This is a genomic window from Natrialba chahannaoensis JCM 10990 (assembly GCF_000337135.1).
In the GTDB taxonomy this organism is placed as follows: Archaea; Halobacteriota; Halobacteria; order Halobacteriales; family Natrialbaceae; genus Natrialba; species Natrialba chahannaoensis.
On record NZ_AOIN01000008.1, the window covers coordinates 36,289 to 49,463 of the forward strand.

General features: G+C 50.9%; 10 protein-coding genes. 3 read left to right on the top strand and 7 right to left on the bottom strand.

All coding sequences use genetic code 11. The annotated features are described in order from the left end of the window. Positions 1 to 81: 81 nt before the first annotated feature. A complete protein-coding gene (locus tag C482_RS00165; protein WP_006165224.1) occupies positions 82 to 555 on the bottom strand; it encodes a MarR family transcriptional regulator in 474 nt (157 codons plus the stop codon). A gap of 409 nt (positions 556 to 964) precedes the next feature. Then, the gene (locus C482_RS00170; protein ID WP_006165225.1) at positions 965 to 3,925 is read right to left on the bottom strand and encodes a DEAD/DEAH box helicase; all 2,961 of its coding nucleotides are present in this window, start codon (positions 3,923 to 3,925) and stop codon (positions 965 to 967) included. 361 nt (positions 3,926 to 4,286) lie between these two features. Here C482_RS00170 and C482_RS00175 point away from each other — a divergent pair, with 361 nt between their 5' ends. From C482_RS00175 to C482_RS00185, 3 genes are all read left to right on the top strand, one after another. Beyond that, complete coding sequence (locus tag C482_RS00175; protein WP_006165227.1) at positions 4,287 to 5,699, top strand: ATP-binding protein; 1,413 nt, start codon at positions 4,287 to 4,289, stop codon at positions 5,697 to 5,699. 806 nt (positions 5,700 to 6,505) lie between these two features. After that, positions 6,506 to 6,736, top strand: a complete 231-nt coding sequence (locus C482_RS00180) for a hypothetical protein (protein WP_006165229.1) — start codon at positions 6,506 to 6,508, stop codon at positions 6,734 to 6,736. 9 nt (positions 6,737 to 6,745) lie between these two features. Beyond that, on the top strand, positions 6,746 to 7,162 hold the full coding sequence (locus tag C482_RS00185; protein ID WP_006165231.1) for a PIN domain-containing protein: 417 nt from the start codon (positions 6,746 to 6,748) through the stop codon (positions 7,160 to 7,162). Between the two features lie 352 nt (positions 7,163 to 7,514). Here the strand turns inward: C482_RS00185 and C482_RS00190 are convergent, their stop codons facing one another. From C482_RS00190 to C482_RS00205, 5 genes are all read right to left on the bottom strand, one after another. Then, positions 7,515 to 7,832, bottom strand: coding sequence for a recombinase family protein (locus C482_RS00190; protein ID WP_006165233.1), 318 nt, complete (start codon positions 7,830 to 7,832; stop codon positions 7,515 to 7,517). A 194-nt stretch (positions 7,833 to 8,026) separates the two neighbouring features. After that, entirely contained in the window at positions 8,027 to 9,502 is a 1,476-nt protein-coding gene (locus tag C482_RS00195) for a hypothetical protein (protein ID WP_049896355.1), read from the bottom strand. 82 nt (positions 9,503 to 9,584) lie between these two features. After that, positions 9,585 to 10,934, bottom strand: a complete 1,350-nt coding sequence (locus C482_RS00200; RefSeq protein ID WP_241431851.1) for a competence protein CoiA family protein — start codon at positions 10,932 to 10,934, stop codon at positions 9,585 to 9,587. Positions 10,935 to 11,329: 395 nt separating this feature from the next. Then, entirely contained in the window at positions 11,330 to 11,485 is a 156-nt protein-coding gene (locus C482_RS21430; RefSeq protein WP_161605580.1) for a hypothetical protein, read from the bottom strand. Positions 11,486 to 12,009: 524 nt separating this feature from the next. Beyond that, positions 12,010 to 13,023, bottom strand: a complete 1,014-nt coding sequence (locus tag C482_RS00205; protein ID WP_049896356.1) for a tyrosine-type recombinase/integrase — start codon at positions 13,021 to 13,023, stop codon at positions 12,010 to 12,012. Positions 13,024 to 13,175 lie beyond the last annotated feature (152 nt).

A 13,175-nucleotide genomic window follows, 5' to 3' on the forward strand; every position in this document is an offset into this window, starting at 1 on the left:
TTGGCTCGCCAGTGAGATCAATTCGAACAGGGTAAAAGCCGCGTTTCGTGGAGGTCTGGGACTGAAACAACAGGCTCGTGCTTACAGATCGTCACCCGTTTTTCCCTGGTTGTCCTCAAGGTCCATGATTAGGCGCTCGGCCTCTGCGTCGACGGTTGTCGAGTCTCGGGTTTCAGCAGTAGCCGGTTCGTCGTCTGGATTGATACTCGATAGTTCCTCTTCCCATCCTTCTTTGGCGTAGGCGTCGTCGTCCGGCGTAGAATCGAAGAGTCTAACGGCTGCATCGAGCGATTCAAGTCGCTGCCGCAATACCTCTGAGCGCTCGGGTTCGACGTAGTATGCCCCGTTCGATCGTCTGACGAGATCCTTTTCAAAAAGACGTGCCATCGTTTTCGACGCGCTTGACTTGCTGATGTTGGTGTGGTCTGCAACCTCGAGAGGAGTGAATCCGTACTTCCGGTTGGCGACGAGGAAGCGAAGCGCTTCGTATTCGTTCGTATCTGGTTTGACTGGGAAGGGTTCGTCGTTCGTGAGTTCATCCACGGGGTCTGGCATTCTTGTCACTGCTTGTCATCGGATGTCATTGAGATTTTCGCCCGTTAGTCTTGACTGGAGATCATGGATGATTTGACTTATATTCCTCCGTAGTCCACAGAGTCTTCATCGTCGTTCCTGTTTTCGATCTCGCTATTGGTGTCAATCAGTTCGATGATACTCTCCTCAAGTCTCTTCGAGCGAGGATTATATTCTTATAGTCATCTAGTGATTGAGCTACGTTACGCTTCAGGAACCCATGACGTTGAGTTGTGAATGACACGAAATGTTCATGGGCTGTATCGCATGCGCCGACCCATAGAATAAATGATGAGTAACAGTCAGTTCAAATGAGGACCTTAGTCCTACCAGCAGATGCTACGAACACAGTCCGTGGAACTTCAATGTCGAATCTGAAAGGTTGGTGTCCTCAGGACACTTCCACGACCTGATCGTTGGGATCGCCAATAATGCGTAGTTCTGTATCAACCGCCTCTAACCACTCCTTGCAAGTCAGCAGTAGCGTATTGATGTTATTCCGCAATCTAGCTTTCTCGTGGTCCAGTCCAGGTTGAACGATGTATACTCTGAAACTCCACTCATTCGGCTGAAACCGTGTCTCGATTTCATCAAACCCCTCCTCGTTTAGTTTGAAACCCTCGACACCGGTATTCTCTTGACGGTAGCGAATCCGCTTTGGAAGCCCACTGTTCTTAATCCACGCTATACTCCGGAATACCTGATCAACGACATCACGAACGTCTTCGAGACGAGCACCACTCTTGTTGCCCTTTTTGCACGCCTTACAGTGGTAAAGGCTAATATGCTTTTGTGACGGCTCAAATTGGACATAGTCTGCGATCTCACCGCTCGAATGATCACGGAATAGGACCTGTTCACTCTCGCCGTTTGCTTCGATAAAGTCCTCTACCCAAGCGTGAACATGAATGAGTTCTTCAGGATCTGAGTCATCATCAATCGAGTATTCTCTCCACGTAGCACATTCTGACCAATCTATCTTTGATTCATCAACGAAGCAAGTTGACGGAACCTCTGAGAGTTCCTGTTTGACCTTGTGTCCACGCCCGTTATAGACTAGGGTCCCATCACCTGTACAGAAGTACAACGGATAACGGTTAAAAAACACATCTCCTGTCAGCTCACTTATCTTATCACCACCATCTACCCTGAATTGACAGTTAGCGAGTTGTCCAATTAGTTTATTATCCTTAATGTTGTATGTGCCAGATAGCGATTGCGCTGTTTCTTCAGGAAGATAGGAAAATTCGACAGCAGTGGGCTCATCGGCCCGGTAGTTGATGTCTTCCAGAACAGACTTCTTCATAGGTTGCCACCCACCCTCCTCATGTACTTCGCTTGTATCAATCTCAACGTTGAGTTGCTGAATCGCAGGATTGTGAGTTCCGTATACTGGCTTTGCGGGGAACTCGTCGATTCGGCTAATCTCGCCTAACCCCAATTTTGGTGCGGCAGACTCAAATTCATATCTTTCAAGTTTGCCAGCAAGTCCCCGGCACCACGAAATGAAATCACCAATTCCTTCTCTACCAGTGGACCACACTCGTCCCTGATCGTTACTGATACCAATAATCTCTCCATCAACCTCTGCAACTGCATGGCCTTGAGCAAAGGCCTGTGCATCTGTTTGTCGTACAGCTCCCTCTACTCGGTCACCGAGATACATTTTATAGGACGGCAGACTCCCAGATGGCCCCAGTGCATTGGCTAGTCCTGCGACTTGGTATTCGATATCAACTTCTGCCTGCAGCATTCGGACGAGGGACTCACCACCATAGAGTTCAATCTCATCAGATACTATCTGGCTACGAATATGGCTGGCAAGCGTATCTGATGAAGATGCCTCAAACAAGGTTTTGGTTTCGCCATGGTAGTAGTATAGATGAAGGTCATATTGCCGGTACACAAGAGGAGTCCTGGTTCCCCAGGTCGGTTTATCGACCTGCTCGGTAATTAGCCCAAGAAATACATCGTCGGATCGGGGGAGTTTGTAGACGATGGTGTCATTATCGAGTGAAACATCAGCACCCAAGTCGATATCAGACTCTGTGCTCTTGTAGAGTCTAGTACTGCGATATGGCTGGAGGTCTTGCTCATTGACCCCTCGGAGCATGTCTTGTCCGGCAGTAGTCGCTGCTACGTTTGTCTCAATGTATTTGTCGACGAGTTCTGGAATGAGCTGTCGCCAGCCTGCATCCTCATGGTATAATCGCTTGACAACGTCATCGACTCCAACCTCACGCAATTTATCTGGATCGGCGATTACTGTTGCTGCGATATCTGAATTCTCCGTAGGCCGAGTGACTCGACCGATGAGCTGGAGTGTGAAAGCAAACGATTTCGGGGGCTGATGAAGTACTGCAACTTTCAGATCAGTAATGTCTACTCCTTCTCCGAGCATGCCAACAGCAATGACTCCATCGAGATTCCCTTCTCGAAGTGCGCTGATCGTCTCCGCATTTTGCTTGGAGGTGCGGTCTGAGTGAATCGCTTCAACTTCCAAGTCGTGGTTACTATAGACCTTTTCCAGATCCCGAGCAGTATTGATCTGGTCACACCGTATTAGAAGCTTAGCGCTGGAATAGTCCGTTCTAATATCTGCCAACTTGGTAGCTGCCTCTGCTGCCAATTTGCTATCAGGATCGTCAGCGCGATGCGTTGAGACTTCAGTCAAAGACAGTGGCTGGTACAACCGTTCTTCCATCGCATTGCTCAGAGGATAGTGATACACCATCCGACCGGGTAGCGTCTGACGGTCACGGCGAAATGGAGTCGCGGTCAACAGCACTCGCTTAGCACTATTCACGCTCTCAAGTAGCTCCATCCAGCTGGGAGCACGGATGTGATGCGCCTCATCGAAAAAGACGAGGTCAAATTTCTCTTCGGGAGGGCTAACGATAGAATTTGGATACTGGTCTGAGTCATAGACCTTGCTGATATTGTGAGGGAGAGTAACTACTACATCCTCATCTAACTCATTCCACGTCTCCTCGTCGGTGATCCTTGAGGTAACTGTTGTAACAGAGGGGGCCTCCAGTTTGTCATCAACAACGTTGGCTTGCCTCAGTCCATCCAGTTGTTCGAATTTCGCTGCAGTTTGGGTACGAAGCACGTCAGATGCGGTCACGATGAGTACTTGCTTCTCGCTCAGTCCAAACGCCAGCAACATCATCAGTGCTGTCTTCCCAGAACCCGTTGGCATCGACACTAGCGCTGGCTCATCTTCGTATGCAGTGAAGTGACTCTTTACACCCCAGAACCCGCCTGCTTGGCAGGAACGAACCCCCTTGATACCTTCTGAGCCAAACTGCTGAAAATCGATCTGATCAGCGTGATCGGAGAAATAGCCCATTGATTACTGTCAATAAGGCCGATATGTAATGAAGCTACTGTTGGGCCATTTTGCCTCACTCGGGGAGAGTCGACAGGGATATTTCGCAATTGTTAGAATATTAGTCCTCTCTCACCAATTAGGGATGGGACCTTCTTTGCGATGCATGAAATTCAGCTGATATTAGACCGAAAACAAGGAACCGGGAGAGTTGGGCTATATGGGCTCACCACCCCAGGTGAAGTCGCACGTATCATTAAGAAACGTTATCAACAATGCAATTATATTTGTCGTTACTATCTTTAGCTACAGTAGTTGGGGCCACAATAGTTGAGGCTACACTATATGATGGCTATATAGCCACGGGGATAAATGCCAGAATATGTCCAAGTTCATCAACCGAGCGGCAGAACTCGCTCGTCTGAGAGAACTATACGCGAGCGACGGCGCGGAACTCGCTGTTGTCTGGGGTCGGCGTCGGATCGGGAAGACTCGGCTAGTCTCCGAATCGCTTCGAGATCGCAATGACGCCGTATATCACCAAGCGACGGAGACAACCGCGAAATGCCAACTCAAGGCATTTGTGGCGGATGCGAGCGAAGTGTACCCAGATATTACGCGCCTCCAACATGATTGGGAGATTCTACTAGAGTATCTCGTCAACCAAGATGCGATTATCGTCCTTGACGAGTTCCCATATCTTGCCGACGCTGATGAACAACTTCCATCACTCATCCAACGACTGTGGGATCACGACATCGTAGACTCGAGCACAACGCTCGTTCTTACTGGCTCAGCGATCGGGATGATGCACGATCTCATTCTCAATGGGACTGCACCAATGTACGGGCGTATCTCACAAAATCCGAGCGGGAAATTTCCGATTGACCAGCTCGCGTTCGGGGCAGCTATGGAGTTTTTCCCTGAATACGATCCTGAAGAACAGATCTTCGCCTATGGCGTCTACGGAGGCGTTCCACACTACTTTCAAACAGTTGATGACACACAGTCGCTTGAAGAGAACATCACGCGTACGTTGTTGGCCCAGCAGGGTAGTCTCCACGAGGAGCCCGAGCTAACACTTCGAATGGAAGTCAATGAAGTAAAGCGGTTCTTCGCCATTTTCCAGGCCATCGCGAAAGGAAACCGGACCCGGAACGAAATCGCCGGCGATGCGGGTATCGACGCGAATAGTTCGAGCTACTATCTCGACCGATTGGAGGATTTAGAGTTGATCGAACCAGACTACCCAGTGACAGCAGATCCAACCCGCAGCCGGAAACGTCGATATCGGATTAGTGATCATCTCTTTCGTTTCTGGTTCCGGTTCGTCCACGGTCGCGGGGGACGATATGAGATGTACGGAGACACAGCGTATAGCGAACTCGTTGAGCCCGAACTCCCTGATTTCGTGAGCGATACTTTCGAACAGCTCTGTCTGCAGGCAGTCCCAACGCTGTATCCCGACCTTCGATTTACTAATTTCCCCGGACGCTGGTGGCATCAGGAACACGAAATTGACATCGTTGGACTCACTGCTGAGGAAACGTTACTCGTGGGTGAAGTGAAGTTCACCAGCCAGCCGGTCGGGTATTCGGATCTCTCTCGCCTTCGGGCAGAAGCCCAGCACATTGACTGGACGCCACCAGCAGGCGGAGACCCCCAGTACGAATACGCATTGTTCAGTCGCAGTGGGTTCAACCAGTCTGTGCAAGAAGCAGCAACAGAGGATGAAATGTTGCGCCTCTTCACGCTGGAAGAAGTCGTAGAAGAGTTACATTCGGTTGACGTGTAGATCGGCTGCTGGCCTATTTATCGGTCTGAATTGCTGGGAAGATATTGTCGTCGCTGTCGCAACTTCTCACGCTCAGACCGTTGATCATAATGACGGTCAAGAACTGCCCTATTAGCATCCATACGATCGCTGACTGCGTTTTCAGGAACATCTGATTGGAGAAAGTGAGTGATCGCTCCTTGATGCACTGGGTGTGGGCTGAGTGACGAAGCACACGCGTGCGAACGCTCAGTGGGCAACGCATCACACTCCGCAAGATCTTGGTCGTGAGGACAACTATGGGTGTCTCGCCCGCTGAATTTGTTGAGATTGTCAATACCGTCCTGTTCACACCACTGCACGAATTGCTTGAGTCGATATCGGTGAGACTGGATTGTCGCGCCCGCAAGTTCGTGACTCCGTTCACCGAGATACATCTGCATAGCCTCTGCTGGGGAGAGTGGTTCAAGGTTGTCTGTCATGGTTCTCTCACTGAAGACCGAAGACAGCGAGTTCTAAACGCCACTCTTGACGCTTTTCCCACGTACTAACAGCTAGCTGAGGGCCCGAAGATTCTGGATAATCCCCGTCAGGGCCCATGGCACCCGTAAAATTGTCCCTGAGGCGTTGAGGAAGCTAAATTTGGCATTTTGGTCATTTCTGACCGAGGAGATCATTCAAAATTTGCGGAGTTCTGAGTCAGTGGAATTTGGCACTTTGCAGCCCTCTCGACTCGAACTCTCTCCCTATCTAGCGCGGTGAACTCGATGCGTTCAATATGGGATGCACCGAAAGACACAGTATTCTGTGCACACATAGACTCCTGTATGCCCAGTATCACGGTCAACGTGGATGACCACCTCAAAGAGCGAATGGAAAAGCACCCAGAGATCAACTGGAGCGAGGTCACGCGACAGGCTATTCAGGAGAAGATCGAGGCGCTCGAAATGATGGACGAACTCACCAGTGAGAGCGAACTCACCGAGCGCGACGTTCAGGAGATCGCCGATAGAATCAACGAACGTGGACGCAAGCGCGTCGAAGAAGAGTCGGCGTAAACGCGACGAATGAAGCTGGTCATCGACGCCAACGTCGTCATCTCTGCACTCATCGCTGATTCGAAGACGCGGGAGCTCATCGTGACACTCGAACCAGATCTCTTGACGCCTGCGTTTGTCCACGACGAAGTCGAGAACTACGAAGACCTGATCGTGGAAAAGTCGGGAATGGGACCAGATCGAGTGACACAATTCATTGAGCTCTTATTCCAGTACATTGAGGTCATTCCTGCCGACGACTTCTATCCGGCTATCGAGAGGGCAGACGAAGCAATCGGAGACACCGACCCCGACGACGTGCTGTATCTCGCGTGTGCGATTGCCAGCGATGGGGCCATCTGGAGCGACGATTCTGACTTCACTGAACAGGATTTGGTCGATACGTACTCGACAGGTGACGTGGTCTCCTCGTTTGATACGTTCTAACTCCGTGAATCCTTCTCTCAGTTTCACGTACGTACACGCAATGATGACTGAATTACCACTATACAGCGTCCAAAATAGGTCAGTATAGGGATACTATGCAATCCGCGAAGTTGAATATATAGGTCCACTGGCAAAAACAGCGTACAACATCCAGAGTATGGGTGCGTCAATCCAACTTCATTCATTCCAATCGAACTGCGCTGAATTACATGGTCAGTAGACCTGCTGATCGACCTCAACGACAACGGCAGTGGCCGGTCCATCACTCCCTCTATCTACCGCTCGCGCAAAATGGTCAACTGTTCAGCCGCTCGGTCGGACGTCAATGAGCGCGGCGTCAACGCGATCGTCGTCAGTCTCGAGGTCGAGGTACCAGCGTCGACGCTCGTCTGATTGGTGAATCGTCGAGAGGGTCTGCTTCGTCACATTCGGTGTGTCGCCCCCACCGATCGGTAGCTATCGCCGTTCTCGTGGTACTCGAGGAGTCGTCGAACGTGTCGCGGTCGGCGCTCGCCCCCGAGGCGGGGCCATCGCGATAGACCTCGACGTCTCCGAGGGAAAGGTCGCGGTGGTCGAGCCACTCGCGAATGTCTTCGACTTGGTGCTCCTCGCTATGATCGTCGGTCGAGCGTCTGAGATAGATGCCGACATGGTCTCTGAGGTCGGTCATATCTTGCTTTCAGCTTACCACGACAGTCACTTAAAAAGAATAGTGGGCCGCTTACAGTCTGTAAATGATCCCCCGATGGGTTACCGGCTAATCCGACTGTCTTTTTTACTAGCAGACGACGGAAGTTGTACTAGCGGAAGATGAGTACCTCAGTCGAACAAAAAGAGCGGTTTGTAGGGGAATCTGATGAGAGTTCATGACCTATCCCCTTTCCAGAAACCAATTCTAAGGAAGGTTTCGACGATTTCCTTTCGGGTCGAATGTACAGCGAGTAGAAGGTAAGCAAACCAGAATATAACCAAAATCTGCCAAATGTGGGTCCCGGTTTCGGACACGAAACCCGAAAACGGGAGCAAGATGATGAAGACCGCACCGACCAGAAGCGTGATCCTGACATTCTTCGTGAAGAATATCTCGGTAGCATAGAAGACGAGGAGGCCAGCCATCGCGAGAATTACTAAGTTGCTGTTTACGATAGAGTAGAACACGGTCAAAAATATTCCAGCGGCAAGGTACGTCAATGAATCACTTTCTAGCCGTGGGCGGTTGCTCACTAAATAACAGCTACCCGGAATCCATTTGCGAACCAATCCGAACTCAGGAACAGCTGCGATGGAGTAAACCAAGGTTGCACCGACGATAACGAGATAAACCACTACGGACTCCGACCCCATCATTACGAAAGCGAGCGGATTCGCTTGAGCGGTGGCCTGTACTGCCTCTGTGAGCATCAGACCGACCAATATCGGCATCAAGCTACGGACCAACGGCCTGTTCGCCGCCTGTTTCTCAAGATCATAATCGTATTTTGAACCCCCTCGCCAGTAGGTGACCGAGTCGGGAACCCGAGTCAGGAAGGACATCCAGTGAATGATAACCACTCCAAAGAAAATCATCTGAAAGAGTGCGGTAAAGTAGAGAAGGGCTCCCGATGGACTGGCAAGCACATCCTGTGTGAAAACAAGGGAAATAAAAAATGGGAAGAGTTCGGTTAGAGTTGTGAGGTTGAGGAATAGTCCTGCATAAATCAGTCCGGACGTTGCAATTCCTTCTGGATATTTCCCAGCGAGAAGAATGGTACGGAAAAGGATTTCGTCGGGCCCTTGTGGCAATTCGGTGCGCTCAATTCTTCCTGAAAACTTGGCGTAAAGCGCATATGCACCAACTCCAGCTAAAACGACATCTAGTACCAATCCAAGTTCGAGTAGTAAACCTGCCGTCAAGGCGAGTAGTGCCGTCAAACAAGCGTATCGGACGCTCATCGAAAGGCTTTGCTCCGGAGTGAAGCCTACCAGAAGGAGCATCACAATCGAAAGGACAGTCAAGCCAACAAGTGAGGAAAGATAATACAGGAATCCCACTTGATGGCCAATGACAAAAGATAACAGAAGTCCAACGGTACCGAAGAAAAATGCATAGCCTTGATTCAATGTGTTCGCTTCTGGTTCGAATCTACTGATAACGATCGCTAGAAGAATTACAAAGAGCGCAAAGTTAAGTCCCAACTCTGCACCGAACACGTCCACCGTCGGTAGATCGACAACCCACAAAGTAATTGGAAGAAGCAACTCGAGTGGCGTGAGCCAGTCGCTTAATTTCACCGTGAGACGGGCAATTAGGGCGAACAGATACGCGAAAAGGACGAAGAGAAATACGTAGTATCGGTTCATCTCAGGGATTGATCTCGCCATGCTTCGAACAATATTCGTATCAGAGGTCGGGCGTATGTGCCCGGTAGTCGCATCGACCTGGTCACCACCACCACGATTCTTCAACCTCTACTGAGTCAGGGAGGTGATCCTGATCGACGGTCTCGTAGCATTTAATGCATTGAACAACGTCCTTAGTCCGGCCGGTATCAGCCCAACTGTGATTACCACCTTCGTCGCATGGGTCAATTGGAGTTTGATTCCCCTGTTGCTTCCGTTGCGAACTTTTATCCTCGATCTCAGCTGAATCGGGAAGACGCTCCCTTGTGACGGTCGTGTAGCATCGGTTGCACTGAACCGTACCGTACTCGTTATATTTGACCCAGTTGTGCTCGATGGTATCGTGTAGGATTGAGTCGCACGGCGGGATCTCTGCGGTCGTGGTAGTGCTCTGGTTGTTGAGTTTCTGTGTAACCGATCCCGGGAGTCTATCCATGTCGACCGAGACACCACATTTCCGACAACTGGCTTCGTGCTGATCTGCCCAGTGTTCTCCCCAATCATGTTCCCCGTAGTCGCAGTCAGGGATCCCGTGAGGATCCCACCCTCCGTAGCCGTGTTGCGCTCCAGTCGTCTCCACGGTGGTCGACGACTGCGTGTTCGTATGTTCAGGGGGATCGGGATCAGGCACCTTCGGAACGTCCGGGCGCTCGAGAGGGCTCAAGAAGCCCATGTTGTCGTATAGATATCGCGTTCGTTCGTGACTGTACGTACGGTTTATCCGGCAGCGAGCGCAGTACTCGAGCTCGTCGAACTCCTTCCAGACGTGATCACAATCGGGGATCGGATCCTGCCAGAGGAGATCGGTCTCGGCGACGTCCTCGAGGTCGCCTTTGTTGAAACGGGAGACAGAGTGAGCGAATGCCGTATCTGATTTGAACGCTGTCTCGAGGCGATCGAATTTGAACTCCGTTTCCGCAAAATCACGGGGGAGTGCCCAGTAGACACTGTACTCGCACTCGAGGTAGTCACGTGTCACGATCGGGATGTCTTTCCCCTTGTTCCGAAACTGGACTTCGACAATAAGACCCGACTCATAGACAGGATGTACATGATTGAACTCGACGAACGCGTCTGCTCGACGGAACTCTGCACCTGAGGCCGTATGTGATACATCGAGGTGGACCTCCGGGGCACACCGGGCGAACTCGCCGTCGAACTCTTGACGAAGCTTTGAGACTGCCAGCGATTTCATTTTCCGATGCTCATCCGATTCACCCTTTCCATCACATGAGTCAGCATCACGTGAATGGACGAAGTGACGAGCTCGTCCGTTGACGGATGGCCCTCGAGGTGACATCTTGCTTCCACACGACAGGCATGTCACCGTCTCACCATCAGAGACTTGCTCTGGAATGACTCGCTCCCCGTCGCGTTCAGCTAGGAATGCCATCTCTCACCACCTGTTCGTACCAAGACATTATAAATCCAAATCAAAACTGAATCGGAATCTCCAGCCCCTTTCCGGGTGCGCTCGGTAGACAAGTGACGTGAGTCGCCATCAGTTGGAGTTTTGCGAAGATAACACCTCCCGGTAGAGACGCGATTTATTATGATCTAACGATAGATCGATCGTCGCTCTAGTCAGTCTCGTACGGAATAACGGTTCGCTTGATGTGGAACTTCAGTACAAGGGCGAATGTCGCAGGAGATTCGGCATGGTTTACAAAGATAGTTATTTCCCACCACGAAGAAAACATACAGGAGTAAAAGAAGCTAAGGAAGAGATATTTCAACTAATATTGAAAATGATCCCGTCAAGGCTTTTTGATCAGTGGCTCGCACTGTTCACTCCACGCTGATCAATGCTGTCGTCTTCTTGGCACCGGGTGCGTTCGCTATGGACCGGATCACTGGCCTCAACCGCACATCGAGAAATTCGAGGTCGGTGCCGAACTCCTCGTCAAACGGTATCCGAAGTTCCGGAACCTCTTCGGCTATCACGAGACGCCTTTCTTGTTTTCTATTCGAAATCTGCAAAAGCACGTTATACCGACAGGATGAATCTACTGATCCACTGAATGACTGGTTCGTTGACTCTGCCGTGAGACCACAGAAATGTTGGTGCTGAACTCATCCTCTATATTTAGCAGGCGACTTTTGGCAGAGTTCGGATAGATCGATAGCCACATCAGTAACTGCTTGCCGCTCGTCGGGTATTCGTGGAGAAGGGATCAACCAGTTCGATGACATCCTCTTCCCCATCGAGTGGGAAATAAGAGTTCCCATGGGTAGTCTCACTTCCCACCTTGAGACGATCATACGATTGCAATCCTATCTGGGGAGACCACAGAACGTCTACACGGCTACTGTATAGCGGTCTCTTGTAAGAGTAACAAATCGGGAAGGAAACATTTCCCACAGCCAACTAACCAACTACTCACCTCGAACTATTCAGTTCGTTCTGTACCTTCTCGACCGACCGGTTACTGTTCCAATCTGCGAGACACTACGTCATCTTGTAGGTATTATCCATCTGGAAGGTACTGTCGGCGTTGTTCGAGTTTTTCTCGAGCGGACCGTTGATCGTAATGTCGCTCCAGTACGTCCATCCCAACGTCCATCCGATCACTCACGATGCGTTCAGGGGTATCTGATTGGAGATGATGCGTGATGGACCCCCGACGAACAGGATGTGGACTCAGTGCTGACGGACACTTGTGAGCATACTCTGTCGGGTGTGCTTCACACTCGCCGATATTCCGGTCGTGTGGACACTTATTCTCGTATACACACGGGCGTGTATATTGGTACGTGATCGTTCGTCCGCGGTTACGGCTGAGGCGACTGCGCTTCGTCGCAAATAGCGGAGTTCGACCATGGTCATCGACTACCCCTGGATGGTTGACCTCGAGCCAGTCGTCCAGGACCAGACAGACGCGATCATTCAACGCAACCAGCCGCTCGCTTTTCGAGCCGTTCTTGAGAGAGGTCCCCTCGTCTGGTCTGTGTACTAGAGCCAGGTATTGATCATCGGATCTGTAGTCCTCGACATCGATTCCGGTCGCAGCACCGATGCGAAGCCCAGTGTGCCAGAGTACTTCGAGCAGCGCGTGCTCGAGTCTTGCATAGCGATATCGCTCGAGGTGATCCAGAATTTTCTGAGCGCGATCTCTGCTGAGTAACTCGTCGCGTGCGTCGTCAGCTGTGGTCGTCGGCAGGATGATTTTCTCATCGAGTCCTGCTTGCACTGCATCGATACTCGCACAGAACCGGAGGAAGACACGCAAGGTCGCCAGTTGTCCCTTCATCGACGCAGTGGCGAGTTCGTCTTCGTTCCGTCGTTTGACGCGGAACCGGTGGATATCGCGTGCGGAGAACTCGTTCAGGTTGTCAATCTCCTCGTTTTCACACCACTGTACGAACTGCTTGAACCGGTACTGATGAGACTGGGTCGTCGCGTCCGTGAGTTCGTGCTGTCGTTCGTCGAGGTACATTTGCATAGCCTCTGCTGGTGCGAGGGGTTCGGGGGTGTCTGTCATGGTCTCTCATTGAAGGCAGAAGACAACGAGTTCTAAACGCCCGATTGAGCGTTTCTCGCGTTTACTAACAGCTGGCTGAGAGCCCCAAAGATTCTGGATGGATCACTCTATCCTATCAGCGCTTGTAACTGTTCGATTGTCATTCATCTCAG